The sequence below is a fragment of the Fulvimonas soli genome, assembly GCF_003148905.1.
Taxonomy (GTDB): Bacteria; Pseudomonadota; Gammaproteobacteria; order Xanthomonadales; family Rhodanobacteraceae; genus Fulvimonas; species Fulvimonas soli.
Genome location: NZ_QGHC01000007.1, coordinates 41869 through 60271, shown reverse-complemented (window position 1 = coordinate 60271; position 18403 = coordinate 41869). Strand labels below are relative to the sequence as shown.

The window sequence follows — 18403 nt, the reverse complement described above, 5'->3', positions numbered from 1 at the left end:
CCGATTATGTCGCAGCCCGCCGCGCGGCGCCGGCACGCCGCCGCTCAGGCTTCCTCAGCCGCGGCGACGGGAAGGCGCGGATGCAGCAGCCCGGTGGTCAGCGCCACGCCGAGCAGGATCACCGCGCAGCCGCCGGCCATCGCCAGCGTCACCGGCTCGTGCAGGAACACCAGGCCCCACAGCACGCCGAACACCGGGATCAGGTAGAGCACCGCCATGCTGCGCGTGGCGCCGACGCGCGCCAGCAGCCGGTAGAACAGCACGTAGGCCAGCGTGGTGCACGCCGCGGCCAGGCCGAAGGCGGCCAGCCACGCGGGCAGCGCGGGCGTGCGCGCCGGCCACCGCCACACGGTCAGCGGCAGCAGCATTGTGGCGGCGGCGAGCTGGCTGCCGGTCGCCACGACGAGCGGCGCCACGTCGCGCAGGCGCCGCTGGCTGTAGTGCGCGCCGAAGGCGTAGCAGACGTTGGCGCCGCCGCAGGCCGCCATCGCCCAGCCGGACGCCGGCCCGGCGTGGCCGAGGCCCAGCGTGCCGGCGACCAGCCACACCACGCCGGCCAGGCCGACGACCAGGCCGACGATGCGCGCGGCGTCCAGCCTCTCGCCCAGCCACAGCCAGCCGGAGGCCGCCACCAGCAGCGGCGCGATGGCGTCGGAGATGGCCGATACCCCGGCCGGCAGGCTTTGCGCCGCATAGGAGAACAGCACGAACGGCAGCGCCGAGTTGGCCAGGCCCACCACGGCGAGCGGGCGCCAGTGCGCGCGCAGCTGCGCCAGCCGCCGCCGCGAGGCGAGCAGCGGGATCGAGCAGAGTGCCGCGCCGATCGCGCGCAACCCGGCCAGCGCCATGCCGCCGAACGCGCCGGCGCCCATGCGCATGAACAGGAACGAGGCGCCCCACAGCGCGCCCAGCGCGAGCAGCACCGCGATGTCGGATTTCCTCATGGCCCGGCCCGTGTGGAGGGAACTCCGGCAGGCTACGTCCGGGCACTGACAGAACCTGTCAGCAGTGTTCGCCGGTGCGGAGGCGGCGCTCAGTCGCCGCCGCGCACCCAGTCCAGGTAGGCCGCGTGGCCGCGCTCCACCGGCACGGCGATCAGCTCGGGCAGCTCGTAGGGATGCAGCTCCAGCAGCCGCGCCTCCAGCGCCGCGAAGCGGCCCGCGGTGGTCTTGATCAGCAGGAGCTCCTCGCTGTCCGTGTTCACCTCGCCGCGCCAGCGGTAGGTGGAGCGCACGCCGGGCAGCCGGTTCACGCAGGCGGCCAGGCCCTCGCCGACCAGCGCGTCGGCCAGCGCCTGGGCGCTGGCGGCGTCGGGGCAGGTGCAGTAACAGAGCAGGACGGGATCGGGCATGGCGGCGGGCGGGTGGTGGCGGGAAGGTGATCGTAGCGGTCCGGCGCGGCCGGAGCCGACGCCCCCTTGAAAGCCGCCGCGGCCTCCCCCATTGCGGTGCGGGTCGCCGGCAGGGGCCTCTTGCGGGGGAATTCCACGTCGCTAGAATTGGCACTCACCGACCATGAGTGCTAACAAGGCGCCTCCCGGTCGATTCTCTTTTGTCCAACCTCAGCCATAGCTGGAGCCATTCCATGAGCAAACTGCGTCCGCTGCACGATCGCGTCATCGTCAAGCGCCTCGAAGAAGAGCGCGTCTCCGCTGGCGGCATCGTCATCCCCGACAGCGCCACCGAGAAGCCGACCCGCGGCAAGGTGATCGCCGCTGGCGCCGGCCGCATCCTGGAGGACGGCAAGGTCCGCCCGATGTCGGTGAAGGAAGGCGAGACGGTGCTGTTCGGCAAGTACGCCGGCCAGGAGATCAAGATCGACGGCGAGGAGCTGGTCTTCCTGAAGGAAGACGACATCGTCGCGGTGATCGAAGGCTGATCTGAGGCGGGGAACAGGGAACGGAGAACGGGGAACGTGCCGCGCTCGCAGCGCGCACCCCACGACTCCGTACCCGCCGCGTTCCCCGTTTCCCGTTCCCCATTCCCATTTGCTTTTACGAGGTTACTGAACCATGGCTGCTAAAGAAGTCCGCTTCGGCGAAGACGCCCGCGCGCGCATCCTCAAGGGCGTGAACACCCTGGCCAACGCGGTCAAGGTCACGCTGGGCCCGAAGGGCCGCAACGTCGTGCTCCAGAAGAGCTTCGGCGCCCCGACGATCACCAAGGACGGCGTGTCCGTGGCCAAGGAGATCGAGCTGGCCGACGCCTACGAGAACATGGGCGCGCAGATCGTCAAGGAGGCCGCCTCCAAGACCTCCGACAACGCCGGCGACGGCACCACCACCGCCACCGTGCTGGCGCAGGCGTTCATCCGCGAGGGCCTGAAGGCCGTCGCCGCCGGCATCAACCCGATGGACCTGAAGCGCGGCATCGACAAGGCGGTGACCGCCGCCGTCGAGGAGCTGAAGAAGCTCTCCAAGCCCACCGCCGACGACAAGGCGATCGCCCAGGTCGGCACCATCTCCGCCAACTCCGACAGCGCCATCGGCGACATCATCGCCACCGCGATGAAGAAGGTCGGCAAGGAAGGCGTGATCACCGTCGAGGAGGGCTCGGGCCTGGAGAACGAGCTGGACGTGGTCGAGGGCATGCAGTTCGACCGCGGCTACCTGTCGCCGTACTTCATCAACAACCAGCAGAGCCAGCAGGTCGAGCTGGAGGACCCGTTCATCCTGCTGCACGACAAGAAGATCTCCAACGTGCGCGAGCTGCTGCCGATCCTCGAGGGCGTGGCCAAGGCCGGCAAGCCGCTGCTGATCGTCGCCGAGGAAGTCGAGGGCGAGGCGCTGGCCACCCTGGTGGTCAACACCATCCGCGGCATCGTCAAGGTCGCCGCCGTGAAGGCGCCGGGCTTCGGCGACCGCCGCAAGGCGATGCTGGAGGACATGGCGATCCTCACCAACGGCCAGGTGATCTCCGAGGAAGTGGGCCTGCAGCTGGAGAAGGCCACCATCCAGGATCTGGGCCGCGCCAAGAAGGTCGTGGTCACCAAGGAGAACACCACCATCATCGACGGCGCCGGCGAGGCGGAGAAGATCCAGTCGCGCATCGCGCAGATCAAGAAGCAGATCGAGGAGACCACCTCCGACTACGACCGCGAGAAGCTGCAGGAGCGCGTGGCCAAGCTGGCCGGCGGCGTGGCGGTGATCAAGGTCGGCGCGGCCACCGAGGTCGAGATGAAGGAGAAGAAGGCGCGCGTCGAGGACGCCCTGCACGCCACCCGCGCGGCGGTCGAGGAGGGCGTGGTGCCGGGCGGCGGCGTCGCGCTGATCCGCGCGCAGAAGGCGATCGAGAGCCTGAAGGGCGACAACGAGGACCAGAACCTCGGCATCGCCATCACCCGCCGCGCGCTGGAGGCCCCGCTGCGCGAGATCGTGGCCAACGCCGGCGCCGAGCCGAGCGTGATCGTCAACCAGGTCAAGGAGGGCAAGGGCAACTTCGGCTACAACGCCGCCACCGGCGAGTTCGGCGACATGATCGAGTTCGGCATCCTGGACCCGACCAAGGTCACCCGTTCGGCGCTGCAGTACGCCTCCTCGGTCGCCGGCCTGGCGATCACCACCGAGGCGATGGTGGCCGAGCTGCCGAAGAAGGAAGAGCACAACCATGGCGCCGGTGCCGGCGGCATGGGTGGCATGGGCGGCATGGACTTCTAAGTCCCCCGCGCCGTTCGCTCGGCATGAAAAAAAGCCCCGCCGCATGGCGGGGCTTTTTCTTTGCCGCGTCCGGGCCGGGCGGGTTCCGGGATCGGGTCCCGGAACCTCCGGCCCGCGCGTTCAGTGGCCGTGGGCGTCGGCCGCGGCGCTGGCGCCGGCGCTCACACTCGCCCCGGCCGAGCCCTGGGCGGCGCCGCCGACCGTGCCGGCCGCGCGGCCGACGTCCCGGGCCGTGTCGCGCACGGTGCCGCGCGCCTCGTTCCCGAGGTCGCGGCCGGCGCCGGCCGCCTGGCTGGCGGCGGCGCCGGCATCGACGTCGGCGCCGGCCTGGACGCCGGCGCTGGCGCCGGTCCGCGTGCCGGCCTGGCCGTTCGCGCTCGCGTCCACGTCGGCGCTGGCGCCGCTCCGCGCGGCGCTGCGGGCATGGCCGGCGGTCGTGCGGCCGGCGTGGCGGACGTGATGGCCGACGTCGCCCGCGGTCTGGCCGACCTGGGTGCCGAGCTGGCTGCCGGTGCGCATGGTGTCGTGCACCACGCCGCCGGCGCTGACCCCGGCCCCGACCTGGCCGGTGGCGCCGAGGCGGACCTGCGCGATGGCCGGGGCGGCGGCGAAGGCGGCCAGCACGCCGGCGATGGAGAGGGCGGACAAGGTCTTGCGCATGACGAACCTCCTTTGGGAAGCCGCGAAGGGCGGCTGCGCGGAGGACGTTAGGTGCGCCCCGTGCACTGCTTCCTGAACACGCGGCGGCGGCCTTAAGCGGGCGGACAGATGCCTGAATGCCCGCCCGCGGCGGGCGCATGCCGCCCGGGTCGGCCCGGAACTATTGCGAGGCGCCCTGCACGTCGTCCTGTTCCGGCTGCGGCCGCGGCGGCACCGCTTCGTGGCTGGCGGCGACCAGCTGCGGCGGCAGCAGCCGGTCCAGCTTGCCCTTCAGGCGCAGCTGGGCGACGCTGGCCATGGCGCGGTCGGTGTGCTGGTCGGCGGCGTCGTCCGCCTCGGGCGGCGCGCCCGGCGCGCGGGTCAGCGGCGCCAGCAGCGGGGCCAGCACCTGGGTCAGCGCGAAGTAGGGCTCGTCGCGGATCCCGGCGGCGTCGAGCAGCTTGCCCGGCAGCATCCACGAGGCCAGGCTCTCGCGCTCGGACGGGCCGATGCTGCGCGGGTCGACCAGCAGCCAGGTGCCGGCCTGGCTCAGCATGTCGCGGCCGTCGACGAAGCCGGTGGTGTTGAAGCTGTTGGTCAGTGCGGGCAGGTGGTCGCCGTAGAACAGCAGCAGGGTCGGGCGGTCGCGCTGGGCGAGCAGCGCGGCCAGCCGGCCCAGCTCCGCGTCGGCGTGGCCGATGTGGTAGAGGTAGTTCTGCAGCTCCAGCTTGTCCTTGCCGCTGATGCCGGGCGGCACCGGGATCGCGTCGCGCGCGGCCGGGTCGCGCGGCACGGTGTCGTAGGGGCCGTGCGCCTCGATGCTGATCGCGAACAGGAACTGCGGCGGGCCGCTGTCCTTGAGCTGCGCCATGATCTCGTCGGTCATCGCGCTGTCGGCCATGTACATGCCGTCGTTGGGCGCGTTCTTCGGGAAGGCCGACTGCGCGACGAAGCGGTCGAAGCCCAGCGCCTTGAACGCGCTGGTGCGGTTCCAGAACGCCGGGTCGTTGCCGTGGATCGCCACCGTCTCGTAGCCGTGCGCGCGCAGCGCGCGCACCAGGCTGGGCACCACCTTCCGGTTGCTCAACTGCAGGTAGGGGAACTGCAGGTTGTCGAAGTAGCGCAGCGACAGGCCGGTGAGCACCTCGAACTCGGTGCGGATGGTGCCGCCGCCGAAGGTGGGCACGTGCAGCGGGCCGCTGGCGCCGTGCCGCGCCAGGCGGTGCAGGTTGGGGGTGAAGTCGCTGTGCTCGTAGCCGCGCATGATGCGCGGGTCGAAGAACGACTCGCTCTGGATCACCACGATGTCCGGCCGCTCGCCGGACGGCGTGTCGGTGCCGGCGCGCAGGCGCTGGCGCAGCGCCAGCCCGGCCTCGCCCAGCAGCTCGGTGGCGGCGCGCGGGTCGGGCTTCTGCTGGGTCTGGCTGTACTGCAGGTGGTAGAGCATCAGCGAGCTGACCAGCCCCGAATGGGTGGCGGTGACGCTGGGCGACCACGGCTCCAGCCACAGCCGCTGGCCGTTGTAGAGGTAGGCCCAGGCCGGCACGCCGGCGAACAGGCTGGCCAGGGTCAGCGCCAGCGCGCCGCCGGCCAGCAGGCGCTTGCCGCGGGTGCGGCGGGCGAACAGCGGCGGCTCCCAGCGCCACAGCGCGACCACCACCGCCACGCCCGCCAGCAGCGCCAGGTACGGCCACGGGCTGTGCGGCAGGTAGCCGCCCAGCAGGTGCGCGCCGCCCTTGCGCAGCTGGCCGATCATGTGGAAGTCGGCCGGCATCAGCGGCGTGCCCAGGTTGCCCACCTTCAGCGCGTTGACGCCGTACACCACGCCCTGCAGCAGGAACACCAGGCCGAACGACAGCAGCAGGCGCCGCGTCAGCACCAGCAGCAGGCCGGCCAGCAGCAGGCCCGGCCAGGCGTTGGCGAGCAGGTACACCGGCTGGTCGAACAGGTGCTGCGGCGCCACGCCGACGCCGCCGTCCACCAGTCCGGTGAGCAGCACGTAGGCCAGGCACGCCAGCAGCACCAGGGCGAAGCGGCCCAGGAGGCGGCGGGAGGGGCTGGCGGTGGCGAACATCGGCATGGCAGGTCCTGCTGTCATGGCTCGGGAGCCTGACTGTAACCGTACCGAAATGAACCGGATGTTGGGCCCCGGTAAGGGGTTGGTGGCGGTTCATCCGGCGCCGCTGCGGCACAATGGGCCGATGTCCGCCCCCGAATCCCCGGCGCTGCGCGCCCTGGTCGACGACCGCTACGCCGAACTGGCCGCGCGCTGCCGCGCCGCCGGCGTGCCGCTGCACGACGACGCCGGCGTGGCCGAGCGCATCCGCCGCACGCTGGCGGCGAGCGACTTCGCCTTCGAGACCTGGCGCAGCCAGCCGCAGCTCCTGGCGCCGCAGGGGCTGGAGCGGCTGCGCGCCAGCGCCGACGCCGGCACCCGCGTCGACGCGCTGCGCCTGCCGGAGGACGAGGCGGCCGCGCTGGCCGCGCTGCGCCGCTTCCGCCATGCCGAGGCGCTGCGGCTGGTGTTCCGCGACGTCAACGGGCTGGACGACCTGGCCGAGACGCTGTCGGCCACCACCGTGCTCTACGAGGCGCTGCTCGGCGCCGCGCTGGAATGGTCCGAGCGCGCGCTGGCGGCGCGCTTCGGCCAGGCGCGCGACGCGCAGGGCGAGCCGCAGCGGCTGGTGGTGGTCGGCTTCGGCAAGCTCGGCGGCGGCGAGCTCAACTTCTCCTCCGACATCGACCTGGTGCTGGCCTACCCGCACGGCGGGCACAGCGACGGCGCGCGGCCGCTCGACAACAGCGAGTACTTCGTGCGGCTGGGTCGCCAGCTGGTGCGCCTGCTCAACGAGCCCACCGTGGACGGCATCTGCGCCCGGGTGGACCTGCGCCTGCGCCCGTTCGGCAACGCCGGGCGGCTGGCGCTGTCGTTCGCCGCGATGGAGCAGTACTACCAGAGCGAGGGGCGCGACTGGGAGCGCTACGCCTGGATCAAGGCGCGCCCCGTCGCTGGCGACCGGCTGGCCGGCAAGCGCCTGCAGGAGCTGCTGCGGCCGTTCGTCTACCGCAAGTACCTCGACTACACCGCCTTCGCCGGCCTGCGCGAGATGAAGGCGCTGATCGACGCCGAGGTGGCGCGCAAGGACCTGGCCGACAACCTCAAGCTCGGCCCCGGCGGCATCCGCGAGATCGAGTTCATCGTGCAGCTGGTGCAGCTGATCCGCGGCGGCCGCGAGCCCTCCCTGCGCGTGCGCGGCCTGCTGCCGGCGCTGGCCGCCTGCGAGGCGCGCGGGCACATCCCCGCCGCGCGCGCGAAGGCGCTGCGCGAGGCCTACGCCTTCCTGCGCCGGCTGGAGAACCGCGTGCAGATGCTGCGCGACGCGCAGACCCACGACATCCCCGACGACGCGCTCGGCCGCGAGCGCATCGCCCGCGGGCTCGGCTACGCGGACTGGGCGCCGCTGGCCGCCGAGCTGGCGCGGCACCGCGCCGTGGTGAGCGAGGAGTTCGCCGCGGTGCTGATGCCGCAGGGCGGGCGCAGCGCCGGCGCGGCGGTGGCCGACGCGGCGCTGTGGCAGCGCGTGTGCGCCGAGTCGCTGGACGCCGCGGCGCTGGAGGCCTCCGGTTTCGTGCCCGGCGGCGAGGCGGCCGAGGCGCTGCTCAAGCTGCCGCAGGCCGCCACGGTGCGCGCGATGTCGCCGCGCTCGCGCGAGCGGCTCGACCGCCTGATGCCGCAGCTGCTCGCCGCCGCACGGGCGAGCGCCGCGCCGGTGCCGTGCCTGCTGCGCCTGTGCCGGCTGGTGCAGGCGGTGGCGCGCCGTTCCTCCTACCTGGCCCTGCTGGAGGAGCAGCCGGCGGCGCGCGCGCGCCTGGCGAAGCTGTTCGCCGGGAGCGCCTTCCTCGCCGAACGGGTGATCGCGCAGCCGCTGCTGCTGGACGACGTGCTCGACCCGCGCATCGACCAGCTGCCGCTCAAGCGCGCCGACATCGGCGCCGAGATCGCGCGCGTGCTCGGCACGCTGGACGAGCGCGAGGCGGAGGCCGAGCTGGAGCGGCTCAACGAGTTGAAGTCCTCGCTGGCCTTCCGCCTCGGCCTGGCCTTCAGCGACGGCCGCGCCGACGCGGTGGCCACCGCGCGCCGGCTCGCCGCGCTGGCCGAGTCGGTGGTCGGCGCGGTGCTGGCGCTGGCCGAGCGCGAGCTGGCCGCGCAGCACGGCCGCCTGCCGGGCGAGGGCTCCGGCTTCGCCGTGCTCGGCTACGGCAGCTTGGGCGGCGAGGAGCTCGGCTTCGCCTCCGACCTGGACCTGGTGTTCGTCTACGACGGCGCGCGCGCGGCGGCGGGCAGCGACGGCGCGCGGCCGCTGGAGGGCTCGCGCTGGTACCAGCGCCTCGCCCAGCGGGTGCTCAACTGGCTCACCGTGCTGACCCGCGCCGGGCGCCTGTACGAGGTGGACGCGCGGCTGCGCCCGGACGGCTCCAAGGGCCTGCTGGTGAGCAGCCTGGACGCCTTCGTCGCCTACCAGCGCGGGCGCGCCTGGACCTGGGAGCACCAGGCGCTGCTGCGCGCGCGGCCGGTGGCCGGCGACGCCGCGCTGCAGGCCGCGCTGGCGCAGGTGCGGCGCGGGGTCCTGGCGGCGCCGCGCGAGCGCGCGGCGGTGTTCGCCGAGGTGGGCGGGATGCGCCGGCGCTGGCGCGCCGAGCGCGACCGCTCCAACGCGCGCGAGCTCGACCTGAAGCAGGGCGCGGGCATGCTGCTGGACATCGAGTTCGCGCTGCAGGGGCTGGTGCTGGCGCACGCCGCCGAGCGCCCGGCGCTGCTGGCGACCACCGCGAACGCCGCGCTGATCGAGGCCTGCCGCGCCGCCGGCCTGCTCGACCCGGCGCAGGCGCGGCAGCTGGCCGAGGCGCATGCGGAGCTGCTGCGCCGCGCGCTGGCCTGCACGCTGGACCTGCGCCCGCGCATCGCGCCGCGCTCGGCGGCGCTGGAGCGCATCGCCGGCGAGGTGCGGGCGGTGGTCGCGGAGCTGGGATTCGTGTTCTGATCGCCGCACCGCCGCCGCGCGGCCGCGCGTCGCGTGGCATCCCGCTGGACGATTGCATGGAGTCCGCCGCCATGATCGCTACCTGGGACATCCTGCTGCGCCTGCTGCTCGCCGCCGCGCTCGGCGGCGTGATCGGGCTGGACCGCGAGCGCCGCGAGTGGGCCGCCGGCCTGCGCACGCACATGCTGGTGTGCGTGGGCGCGGCGCTGACGATCATCGTCTCCGCGTTCGGCTTCGCCGACGTGCTGGCGCTGCCGCACGTGGTGCTCGACCCCTCGCGCATCGCCGCGCAGGTGATCAGCGGCATCGGCTTCCTCGGCGCCGGCACCATCCTGTTCGTCGAGCGCGAACAGGTGGTGCGCGGCCTGACCACCGCGGCCGGGCTGTGGGCGGTGGCGGCGATCGGGCTGGCGGCCGGCGCCGGGCTGTACGCCGCGGCGGCGCTCGCCACCGCGGTGGCGTGGGCGATCCTGGTGCTGCTCAAGCCGCTGCAGCGGCGCCTGCTGGCCCGCCGCGACGGCCGGCCGCAGCTCGCGCTGAGCCTGGATACGGCGCAGGCGCTGGCGACGGTGGAGGCGATCGTGGCGCGGCAGCACCTGCCGCTGGCCCGGATCGTGCTGCAGCGGCGCGCCGACGGCGGCGACGACCTCACCCTGCGCTTCGCGCGCACGGTGCGCCGCGAGCAACTGCTGGCGCTGGCCGAGGCGCTGCGCGCGGTGGACGGCCTGCGCGCGCTCTCGCTGCAGCCGGGGCCGCGCGCGAACGCGCCGTGAGGCGCTCAGCCGCCGCGGTCGAGCCGTTGCTGGTGCGCTGCGATCCGCTCGCGCACCGCGCGCGCGATGGCCTCCGTCTCGCGCAGCGGCGGGGGCGCCGCCGCCGGCGCGCCGGCGGCCAGGTCGAGCAGGCGGCCGGCCTCGCGCAGCGCCTGGTGGAAGCGCGCCAGCTTCGGCGGCAGCGGCGCGGAGACGCAGGTGCGCACCGGGACGCCGACCGCGCAGGCCTCGGACAGCATGTTCACCGAGTCCGGCGTCACCACCAGCTCGTCGGCCCAGCCGAGCACGCCGGGGTAGGGGTTGGGGCCGTCGGCGGGCCCGCGCCACAGCAGGTCCGGCGCGGCCTCGGCGCGGAAGGCGTCGAGCAGGGTCGGCGGCGTGCGCCGCGAGGCGAGCACCAGCAGGCTGCCGCCATCGCGGCGCTGGCGTTCGCGCAGGGCCGCGGCCAGCGTGCCGGCGTAGGCCGCGTCGAGCTCGACGCCGCGGCGCGGGCCGCCGAGCAGCACGCCGACGCGCGGGCGCGGCAGCGCGCCGAGCGCGGGGAAGGCCTCGCGGCCGTCGGCCAGCCAGGCCTCGTCCACCGGGTTGAGCGAGCCCAGCGGCGCCAGCGCGCCGGGGCCGGCCAGGCGGTCGTGGCGCGGGGCGATCACGCAGTCCCAGTGCACCGGGTCGAGGCGCGGGTCGAGGATCTGCACGGCGTAGCAGTCGCCGCCGGTGAGGTCGCGCAGCATCCGCGTGAACAGCGCGGCGGCGCGGCCGCAGCCGATCGCCACCGCCGGCCAGGGCGGGGCGAACAGCGCGCGCTGCGCCGGCCGCAGCGCCAGGCGGCCACCGAGGGCCAGCCGCGGCGCCAGCCACGACCAGGGCGCGCGCGGCTCCAGCACCAGGTGGCGCACCGGCAGGCCCAGCCGCTCGGCCAGCGCCAGCGCCTGGCGCTGGTTGCCGGCGGCGTGGTCGGTGATCGCCCAGCAGGCGCCGCGCAGCGGGGTCATGGCGCGCCGGAACGGGGCATTGTTGCTGGAATCTGCACAGTACGTTCCCCTGTCCCGTATCCTGCCCGTCCGGCGCGCGGCTTAAACTCGTCGGCTGTTGCGCCGGTCGCGGCGCGTCCGACCCGAAGGATACCCATGAGCGAGATGCTTTCCGAGGCCGCCCTCGACCAGCTGTTCCGCAGCGCCCGCACCTACAACGCCTTCCTGCCGAAGGAAGTGAGCGACGCGCAGCTGCGGCAGATCTACGAGCTGGCCAAGATGGGCCCGACCAGCGCCAACTCCTCGCCGATGCGGCTGGTGTTCGTGAAGTCGCGCGAGGCCAAGGAGAAGCTGGCCCCGCACCTGTCCGAGGGCAACCGCGCCAAGACCCTGGCCGCGCCGGTCACCGCGATCGTCGGCACCGACCACGCCTTCTACGAGCGCCTGCCGCAGCTGTTCCCGCACGCCGACGCGAGGAGCTGGTTCGCCGGCAACCAGCCGCTGATCGACACCACCGCGTTCCGCAACGCCACCCTGCAGGGCGCCTACGTGATCCTGGCGGCGCGCGCGCTGGGGCTGGACTGCGGCCCGATGTCCGGCTTCGACAACGCCGGCGTGGACGCGGCGTTCTTCGCCGGTACCGCGGTCAAGTCCAATTTCCTCATCAACATCGGTTACGGCGACGCCAGCCGCGACCTGTTCCCGCGCAGCCCCCGGCTGTCGTTCGACGAAGCCTGCTCGATCGCCTGAAGCCCCGCCCACCAGGAGGAATCGCCATGCGTGCACTGCAATACCTCGCCTTCGCCGGCCTGCTCGGCGCCGCCGCCGCGGCCCAGGCCGATCCGGTCACCTACAAGCTCGACCCCGGCCACACGATGGTGCTGTTCAGCTGGAACCACTTCGGCTTCTCCAACCCCACCGCCAATCTCGGTCTGGGCGAGGGCACGCTGGTGTTCGACGAGAAGAACCCGGCCAAGTCCTCGGTGGAGGTGACGCTGCCGCTGGCCAACCTCGACACCCACGTGGCCAAGCTCGACGAGCACCTGAAGAAGCCGGACTTCTTCGACGCCGACAAGTACCCCACGGTGACCTTCAAGAGCACCAAGGTGCAGGCACTGGGCGGCGGCAAGTTCAAGGTGACCGGCGACCTCACCGTGCACGGCGTGACCAAGCCGGTGGTGCTGGACGCCAGGCTCAACAAGCAGGGCGAGCACCCGATGCTCAAGACCCGGGCGATCGGCTTCGACGCCACCGCCACGCTCAAGCGTTCGGACTTCGGCCTGGACGCCTACGTGCCGAACGTGGGCGACGAGATCAAGGTGCGCATCACCACCGAGGGCGAGGTGCCGAAGGACGAGGCGGCGAAGTAGGCGGTTCGCCGTTCCGCTGAAAAAAAGCCGCGCCGGCGCCGGCGCGGCTTTTTCGTACCCGGCGCGCGGCGCGTCAGTTCGAGGCCGCGCCCTGGTTCCCCAGCGATTCCAGCTTCGCCAGGTCCACGCTCGCCACCGCCTGCCTGAGCCGGTCGATGCCGTCGACGCGGCCGCTGGCCTTCACGGTGAAGCGCCGGCCGACGACCACGCTGAACTCGCCGCTCTTGTCCGCGTCGTCCCAGGCCTCGTGCACCAGGCGGTCGCCGTCGCGGTAGGTCTTCTCGTAGCCGTGCCCGGTCTGCCTCTCCTGCTCCGGCGCCATCGCCGCGGCCATCGCCACCAGACCGCGGGCGCCGCCGGTGTCGGCGACCTGCAGGGCGATGCGCTGGCCTCCGCCGTCGCCGTACTCGGCCTCCGCCTCGGCGACCTGCAGGCCGATCGCGCCGTTGCGCTCGGCCGAGAGGCTGATGCGTGCGAGGCCGGGCAGGCTGTCGGGCAGCAAGGCCTTGAGCTGCCCGGTCGGCAGCGCCGCGCCGCCGCCCGCCGGCTGGCCCGCCGTCGCGCCGCCGTCGGCCTGCTGCGCGGCTTCCAGCTGCTTGCCGGCCTGCGCCGCCTGCTCGCCCACCGCGGCCAGCCGGCCCAGCGCGCTGTCGCGGTCCAGGGTGACGCCGCTCCCGTCGGCGGCGGCGTGCATCGCGCCGCCGGTGAGCGCGGCGGCGCCCACCACGCCGGCCACGACCAGCCCCACCAGCCAGCTCAGCACGATGGCGACCACCACGGTGAGCGCGGCGTAGCCGCCGGCCTTCTCCGGCGGGCACCGCATGGTGTGCGGCAGGCCCAGGTAGAGCAGGTAGACCGCGTAGACCGCGCCGGCCAGGGCGATCAGCCAGCCCAGCCAGGGCACGGTCACGCCGATGCCGGCGATCCAGGCGGCGGTCCATGCGTAGGCGACCGTCTTGAGCGCCTGCACCAGGTCCTTGCGCGCGCCGAAGGTGCCGGCCAGCGCGTCGACCAGCAGTGCCACCAGGTAGGCGACGGCCAGGCTCAGCGCGTAGCGCAGCAGCATGCCGGCGAGGCCCATGCCCAGCGGCGTGCGCACGCTGACGCCGAAGGCGCCGTAGCCGATCAGGCTGCCCTTGACGAAGCCGGCGAGCGCCGGCAGCGCGGCGACCAGCGCGATGTAGCCGGCGTAGAGGCCGCCCACCGTGGCCGGTTCGGCCGCCGCGACCGGCCATTCCGTTCGGGGAGTGGTCAGGATGTTCCTGGCCCGCGTGAATATCCTTGCGAAATCCATGGTCGTGCCCTCGCTGGGTCCGGCGCGGCGGCCGCAGGCGGATTCTTCGCCCGCCGCCGCCGGGCCGGTAGCCGGCCGCTCGGGCTATGCCCTTCGGCGGGTGGCGGGGCGGCGCGGCAGCGGGCGGTCGCCGCCTGCTACCATCCGCGGTCGACCGAGTTGCCTGTGGAGTTCCCCCATGTCGCGTTCCCCGACCGTGACGCCGATCGCGGCCAACGCCGAGAACCGTTACGAAGTGACGCGGGCCGATCTGCCGCTGTCCTGCCCGATGCCGGGCATGGCGCTGTGGAATTCGCATCCGAAGGTGTACCTGCCGATCGTGGACGACGGCGGCGAATCGACCTGCCCGTACTGCGGCGCCCGCTACGTGCTGCGCGACTGAGGGCGGAGGTTCCCCTCGACAGGCGGCAGTAGGCACGATCGCTGCTTGATTTCACGGATGAGGCTCACGATCCAACAGCTCATGAATGTCGCAGCCCGCTCGACCAGGCGCCTGACCGTCGTCCAGCTGATCCCGGCGCTGCAGTCCGGCGGCGCGGAGCGCTCGGCGCTGGAGGTGGCGCGGGCGCTGGTGGAGGCCGGGCACCGCTCGGTCGTGATTTCGGCCGGCGGCCGGCTGGTGCCGCAGCTGGAGGCCGAGGGCAGCGAGCACGTCACGCTGGACATCGGCGCCAAGTCCCTGCGCACCCTGGCCAAGCTGGGGCCGCTGCGGCGGCTGCTGCGGGAGCTGCGGCCGGACATCGTGCATGCCCGCTCGCGCCTGCCGGCCTGGCTGGGCTGGTGGGCGCTGCGCGGCACCTCGCCGGTGCCGCATTTCGTCACTTCTGTACACGGATTGAACTCCCCGGGCCGCTACAGCTCGATCCTGCTGCGCGGCGAGCGGGTGATCGCGGTGTCGCAGACCCTGCGCGACTACGTGCTCAGCCACTACCCGTGGCTGGACCCGGCGCGGATCCGGGTGATCCCGCGCGGCATCGACCCGGCGGCCTTCCCCTACGGCCACCGCCCGGACGAGGCCTGGCAGCGGGCCTTCTTCGCCGAGTACCCGCAGCTGGCCGGCGCGCCGCTGCTCACCCTGCCGGGCCGGGGCACGCGGCTGAAGGGCCACCACGACGCGATCGAGCTGGTCGCCGAGCTCAAGCGCCGCGGCATCGAGACCCGTCTGCTGCTGCTGGGCGTGGTCGAGCCGGGCCGCGAGGACTACCTGCGCGAGCTGCGCGCACTGGTGAAGGCGCGCGGGCTGGAATCGCAGGTGGCGCTGACCGGGCCGCGCCCCGACGTGCGCGACATCTACGCGGTCTCCGCGCTGGTGCTGCAGCTGTCCAACAAGCCCGAGTCGTTCGGCCGCACGGTGATCGAGGCGCTGTCGCTGTGCCGGCCGGTGCTGGGCTACGCGCACGGCGGCGTGGGCGAGCTGCTGGCCGAGCTGTACCCGGCCGGCCGCGTGCCGCCGGGCGACCGCGAGAAGCTGGTCGAGCGCGCCGCCGAGCTGCTGCGCGTGGCGCCGCCGATCCCGATGCTGCAGAACTACCGCCTGGCCGACATGCAGCAGGCCACGCTGGCGCTGTACGAGGAGCTGGCGGCGGCCTGACGCCGCGCCCGCGTGCCGCCCGCGCGGGCCAGCCCCTACAATCGGCCGCCCGCCGCCTGGATTCCGCGATGCCGATGCCTTCCGCCCTGCGCGCCGCGCTGCGCTCGCCGCTGCTGCCGTTCTGGCTGGTGATCGCGCTGCTGCCGTTCGGGCGCAGCGCCGAGCTGGGCACCGCGCTGTGCCTGCTCGGCGCGGCCTGGTGGCTGTACCGCGACCCGCGCGCGCTGCGCGGCCACGCCGGCGCGCGGCTGCTGCTGTGGCTGCTCGGCGCCTACGTCGGCGCGGCGCTGCTGTCGGCTTTCGCCGCCGTGGCGCCGGGCAAGAGCTGGGGCACCGTCGCCGCGCTGCCGCGCTACGTGCCGCTGGGCCTGTACGCCTGCCTGGCGGTCCGCCGCGCGGGCCGGCCGGCCGCGCTCTACGCCGCCGTCGCCGCGGTGCTCGCGCTGTGGACGCTGGACGCCTGGGTGCAGATCCTCACCGGCTGGAGCCTGGGCGGCCCGGCCGAGGCCGAGCGCATCTCCGGCATCTTCGGCGCGGGCAACCTCAAGCTGGGGCCCGCGCTGGCGGTGCTGTCGCCGTTCGCGCTGTGGACGGCGCGCCGGCGCTTCGGCAGGACCGGCCTGGTACTGGCCTTCCTGCTGCTGCTGGGGCCGGTACTGCTGGCCGGCGCGCGCTCGGCCTGGCTGTGCTACGCGCTGGTGGCGCTGGGCTTCGCCTGGCGCGAGGCGGGGTCGGCGCGGCGGTTCCTCGCGCTGGCGGCGGCGGGCGCGGCGGCGCTGGCCCTGGCCGGGCTGCTCGCCTGGCACGCATCGGGTCGCTTCCACGCGCGCATGGAGCGCACCCTGGCCGCGCTGCACGGCGGCGGCGCCGGCCTGGACCAGGCGCTCACCGGCCGGCTGGAGATCTGGCGCGCCAGCCTGCGCATGATCCAGGCGCATCCCGTGACCGGGGTGGGCGTGCGCGGCTTCCGCTACGCCTATCCGCAGGTGGCGCCGCCGGGCGACCACTTCCTGGTGGCCGAATCCTGCGGCGCGGGCGAGGGCGCCTGCCATGCGCACCAGCTGGTGCTGGAGGTGCTCGCCGAGACCGGCATCGTCGGCCTGGCGCTGTGGCTGGCCGCCGCCGCGCTGGCGCTGCGCGCGTGGCGGCGCGCGGGGGCGGCGGCGCGCGCGCGCGCCTTCCCGGCGACGCTGGCGCTGGGCGCGATGCTGTTCCCGCTCAACAGCCACCTGGCCTTCTATTCGGCCTGGTGGGGCCTGCTGTTCGCCTGGCTGCTCGGGCTGTGGTGCGCGGCGCTCCATGCGGAGGCGGACGATGCGGCGTGAACCGCTGTCGGTGGTGGTGATCACCTACAACAATGCCGACACCCTCGACGCCTGCCTGAGCCGGGTGGACTGGGCGGACGAGATCGTGGTGCTGGATTCCGGCTCCACCGACGACACGGTGGCGATCGCGCGCCGCCACGGCGCGCGCGTGGCGGTGCACCCGTTCGACGACTACGGCCCGCAGAAGCAGCGCGCGATCGACATGGCCTCGCACGACTGGGTGCTCAACCTCGACGCCGACGAGATCCTCTCGCCCGGCACGCGCGAGGTGATCGAGCGCGCGCTGGCCGACCCGCGCCACGCCGGCTTCCGCCTGCCGCGCCGCGAGCGCATGTTCTGGACCGTGCAGCACCGCTTGAGCTGGCGCAACGGCCACCTGCGCCTGTTCGACCGCCGCCGCGGCCGCATGAACGACGTGGAGGTGCACGCGGCGGTGGAGGTGGACGGGCCGGTGAAGACGCTGCGCGCGGCCGACTTCGTCAACGACGGCGACGGCGACATCGCCGCGCGGGTGGAGAAGATCAACCGCTACACCTCGGGCATGGTGGCGCACAAGCTGCGCAAGCGGCAGCGCTTCACCGGGCTGCGCATGGTGTTCTACCCGCCGGTGTTCTTCCTGCGCCAGTACGTCGGCAAGCGCTACTTCCTCAGCGGCTGGGCCGGCTTCATCGCCAGCGTCTGCGGCGCGTTCTACGCCTTCCTCAAGTACGCCAAGCTGCACGAGGCCTACCGGCGCGAGCGCCGCGGTCAGTAGACCGGCGGCTGGCCCGGCGGGCGCGTCTTGAAGCGCTTGTGCACCCACAGGTACTGCGCGGGCGCCTCGCGCGCCATCTGCTCGATGCAGGCGTTGACGCGCGCGGTGTCCTCGAGCACGTCGGCGCTCGGCAGGTGCTCCAGCGGCGCGCCCAGCCGCAGCGCGTAGCCGCCGCCGGGCAGGCGGCGGTGGAAGAACGGGATCACCCGCGCGCCGGACATCCGCGCCAGGTGGTGGGTGGCGGTGATGGTGGCCGCCGGCACGCCGAAGAACGGCACGAACACGCTGTCCTTGCTGCGCATGTCCTGGTCGGGCGCGTACCACAGCGTGCCGCCGCCGCGCAGGTACTTCACCGTGCCGCGGATGTCGTCCTTCTCGAACATCGCCTCGGCGTAGTCCAGCCGCGCGCGCAGCACCGCCCACTCGAACACCGCCGAATCCATCCGCCGGTACATGCCGGCGATGCGGATGCGCCGCGAGACCAGCCGCGCGCACAGCTCCAGGTGCGAGAAGTGCCCGCCGACCAGCAGCACGCCCTTGCCCTGCGCGCGCGCCGCCTCGAGGTGCTCGAGCCCTTGCACCGTCACCGGCACGCGGGCGACGGCGCGGTCCGAGCCCATCCAGCCGAGCGCGAACTCCACCATCATCAGGCCGATGTCGCGCAGGTGCGCGTCGACCAGCGCGGCCTGCGCGGCGGCGTCGAGCGAGGGAAAGCACAGCGCGATGTTGCGCTCGGCCACCTTGCGCCGCGGCGAGGGCACGCGCACCACCAGCGCGCCGAGGAAGCGGCCCACGCGCAGCAGCGCGCGGTAGGGCAGGCGCGCGACCAGCCAGATCGCCGCCACGCCCAGCCAGGCCGGCCAGTGCTGCGGCGCCAGCAGGGCGCGGTGGAAGGGGGGACGGGGCATGCCGGGCATCGCCGCATTGTAGCGGGCCGCGCCGCCGGCCCGGCGCGTGGCGCCGGCTATACTGCGCAGCCTCGCCGCGCC

17 protein-coding genes are annotated in these 18403 nt (G+C 73.9%); 10 read left to right on the top strand and 7 right to left on the bottom strand.

What is annotated here, in order from left to right; translation table 11 throughout:
* Positions 1–44: 44 nt before the first annotated feature.
* Together C7456_RS10320 and cutA are read right to left on the bottom strand one after the other, a co-directional pair.
* On the bottom strand, positions 45–944 hold the full coding sequence (locus C7456_RS10320) for a DMT family transporter (protein WP_109723671.1): 900 nt from the start codon (positions 942–944) through the stop codon (positions 45–47).
* An 89-nt stretch (positions 945–1033) separates the two neighbouring features.
* Positions 1034–1351 (bottom strand): divalent-cation tolerance protein CutA, encoded by a 318-nt coding sequence (gene cutA / locus C7456_RS10315; protein ID WP_109723670.1) that lies wholly within the window; start codon positions 1349–1351, stop codon positions 1034–1036.
* Between the two features lie 233 nt (positions 1352–1584).
* Between cutA and groES the strand changes: the two genes are divergently transcribed.
* Both groES and groL read left to right on the top strand, forming a co-directional pair.
* A complete protein-coding gene (gene groES, locus C7456_RS10310; RefSeq protein ID WP_109723669.1) occupies positions 1585–1878 on the top strand; it encodes a co-chaperone GroES in 294 nt (97 codons plus the stop codon).
* A gap of 133 nt (positions 1879–2011) precedes the next feature.
* Positions 2012–3655, top strand: a complete 1644-nt coding sequence (groL, locus tag C7456_RS10305) for a chaperonin GroEL (RefSeq protein WP_109723668.1) — start codon at positions 2012–2014, stop codon at positions 3653–3655.
* Positions 3656–3775: 120 nt separating this feature from the next.
* Here the strand turns inward: groL and C7456_RS17195 are convergent, their stop codons facing one another.
* Positions 3776–4315, bottom strand: coding sequence for a hypothetical protein (locus C7456_RS17195; RefSeq protein WP_170120202.1), 540 nt, complete (start codon positions 4313–4315; stop codon positions 3776–3778).
* Positions 4316–4475: 160 nt separating this feature from the next.
* On the bottom strand, positions 4476–6374 hold the full coding sequence (locus C7456_RS10295; RefSeq protein WP_109723667.1) for an LTA synthase family protein: 1899 nt from the start codon (positions 6372–6374) through the stop codon (positions 4476–4478).
* A gap of 121 nt (positions 6375–6495) precedes the next feature.
* Here C7456_RS10295 and glnE point away from each other — a divergent pair, with 121 nt between their 5' ends.
* Positions 6496–9336, top strand: a complete 2841-nt coding sequence (gene glnE / locus C7456_RS10290) for a bifunctional [glutamate--ammonia ligase]-adenylyl-L-tyrosine phosphorylase/[glutamate--ammonia-ligase] adenylyltransferase (RefSeq protein ID WP_109723666.1) — start codon at positions 6496–6498, stop codon at positions 9334–9336.
* A gap of 71 nt (positions 9337–9407) precedes the next feature.
* The gene (locus C7456_RS10285; protein WP_109723829.1) at positions 9408–10109 is read left to right on the top strand and encodes an MgtC/SapB family protein; all 702 of its coding nucleotides are present in this window, start codon (positions 9408–9410) and stop codon (positions 10107–10109) included.
* A gap of 5 nt (positions 10110–10114) precedes the next feature.
* Here C7456_RS10285 and C7456_RS10280 read toward each other — a convergent pair whose 3' ends face one another.
* The gene (locus tag C7456_RS10280; RefSeq protein ID WP_109723665.1) at positions 10115–11101 is read right to left on the bottom strand and encodes a mitochondrial fission ELM1 family protein; all 987 of its coding nucleotides are present in this window, start codon (positions 11099–11101) and stop codon (positions 10115–10117) included.
* A 135-nt stretch (positions 11102–11236) separates the two neighbouring features.
* On the opposite strand from C7456_RS10280, the gene C7456_RS10275 reads away from it, so the two are divergent.
* Both C7456_RS10275 and C7456_RS10270 read left to right on the top strand, forming a co-directional pair.
* Positions 11237–11830 (top strand): malonic semialdehyde reductase, encoded by a 594-nt coding sequence (locus tag C7456_RS10275; RefSeq protein WP_109723664.1) that lies wholly within the window; start codon positions 11237–11239, stop codon positions 11828–11830.
* Positions 11831–11856: 26 nt separating this feature from the next.
* Positions 11857–12450 carry a YceI family protein gene (locus C7456_RS10270; protein ID WP_109723663.1) on the top strand — a complete coding sequence of 198 codons (594 nt, stop codon included), beginning with the start codon at positions 11857–11859 and terminating at the stop codon, positions 12448–12450.
* A 73-nt stretch (positions 12451–12523) separates the two neighbouring features.
* Here C7456_RS10270 and C7456_RS10265 read toward each other — a convergent pair whose 3' ends face one another.
* Complete coding sequence (locus tag C7456_RS10265) at positions 12524–13744, bottom strand: Yip1 family protein (RefSeq protein WP_109723662.1); 1221 nt, start codon at positions 13742–13744, stop codon at positions 12524–12526.
* 178 nt (positions 13745–13922) lie between these two features.
* Between C7456_RS10265 and C7456_RS10260 the strand changes: the two genes are divergently transcribed.
* From C7456_RS10260 to C7456_RS10245, 4 genes are all read left to right on the top strand, one after another.
* A complete protein-coding gene (locus C7456_RS10260) occupies positions 13923–14126 on the top strand; it encodes a zinc-finger domain-containing protein (RefSeq protein WP_109723661.1) in 204 nt (67 codons plus the stop codon).
* Between the two features lie 81 nt (positions 14127–14207).
* On the top strand, positions 14208–15335 hold the full coding sequence (locus tag C7456_RS10255) for a glycosyltransferase (RefSeq protein WP_109723660.1): 1128 nt from the start codon (positions 14208–14210) through the stop codon (positions 15333–15335).
* Positions 15336–15403: 68 nt separating this feature from the next.
* Positions 15404–16660, top strand: coding sequence for an O-antigen ligase family protein (locus C7456_RS10250; protein ID WP_109723659.1), 1257 nt, complete (start codon positions 15404–15406; stop codon positions 16658–16660).
* Entirely contained in the window at positions 16650–17414 is a 765-nt protein-coding gene (locus C7456_RS10245; RefSeq protein WP_109723658.1) for a glycosyltransferase family 2 protein, read from the top strand. The genes C7456_RS10250 and C7456_RS10245 overlap by 11 nt, the downstream gene beginning before the upstream one ends.
* Here C7456_RS10245 and lpxL read toward each other — a convergent pair.
* Complete coding sequence (gene lpxL, locus C7456_RS10240; RefSeq protein WP_109723828.1) at positions 17408–18322, bottom strand: LpxL/LpxP family Kdo(2)-lipid IV(A) lauroyl/palmitoleoyl acyltransferase; 915 nt, start codon at positions 18320–18322, stop codon at positions 17408–17410. The genes C7456_RS10245 and lpxL overlap by 7 nt on opposite strands.
* Between the last annotated feature and the right edge of the window lie 81 nt (positions 18323–18403).

Coding starts and splice junctions, on each gene's coding strand:
- groL (WP_109723668.1), top strand. CDS start 2,012: ATGGCTGCTAAAGAAGTCCGCTTCGGCGAAGACGCCCGCGCGCGCATC.
- C7456_RS10295 (WP_109723667.1), bottom strand. CDS start 6,374: ATGCCGATGTTCGCCACCGCCAGCCCCTCCCGCCGCCTCCTGGGCCGC.
- C7456_RS10320 (WP_109723671.1), bottom strand. CDS start 944: ATGAGGAAATCCGACATCGCGGTGCTGCTCGCGCTGGGCGCGCTGTGG.
- C7456_RS10250 (WP_109723659.1), top strand. CDS start 15,404: ATGCCGATGCCTTCCGCCCTGCGCGCCGCGCTGCGCTCGCCGCTGCTG.
- C7456_RS10275 (WP_109723664.1), top strand. CDS start 11,237: ATGAGCGAGATGCTTTCCGAGGCCGCCCTCGACCAGCTGTTCCGCAGC.
- groES (WP_109723669.1), top strand. CDS start 1,585: ATGAGCAAACTGCGTCCGCTGCACGATCGCGTCATCGTCAAGCGCCTC.
- C7456_RS10255 (WP_109723660.1), top strand. CDS start 14,208: ATGAATGTCGCAGCCCGCTCGACCAGGCGCCTGACCGTCGTCCAGCTG.
- C7456_RS10245 (WP_109723658.1), top strand. CDS start 16,650: ATGCGGCGTGAACCGCTGTCGGTGGTGGTGATCACCTACAACAATGCC.
- cutA (WP_109723670.1), bottom strand. CDS start 1,351: ATGCCCGATCCCGTCCTGCTCTGTTACTGCACCTGCCCCGACGCCGCC.
- C7456_RS10285 (WP_109723829.1), top strand. CDS start 9,408: ATGATCGCTACCTGGGACATCCTGCTGCGCCTGCTGCTCGCCGCCGCG.
- C7456_RS10280 (WP_109723665.1), bottom strand. CDS start 11,101: ATGACCCCGCTGCGCGGCGCCTGCTGGGCGATCACCGACCACGCCGCC.
- lpxL (WP_109723828.1), bottom strand. CDS start 18,322: ATGCCCCGTCCCCCCTTCCACCGCGCCCTGCTGGCGCCGCAGCACTGG.
- C7456_RS10270 (WP_109723663.1), top strand. CDS start 11,857: ATGCGTGCACTGCAATACCTCGCCTTCGCCGGCCTGCTCGGCGCCGCC.
- glnE (WP_109723666.1), top strand. CDS start 6,496: ATGTCCGCCCCCGAATCCCCGGCGCTGCGCGCCCTGGTCGACGACCGC.
- C7456_RS10265 (WP_109723662.1), bottom strand. CDS start 13,744: ATGGATTTCGCAAGGATATTCACGCGGGCCAGGAACATCCTGACCACT.
- C7456_RS10260 (WP_109723661.1), top strand. CDS start 13,923: ATGTCGCGTTCCCCGACCGTGACGCCGATCGCGGCCAACGCCGAGAAC.
- C7456_RS17195 (WP_170120202.1), bottom strand. CDS start 4,315: ATGCGCAAGACCTTGTCCGCCCTCTCCATCGCCGGCGTGCTGGCCGCC.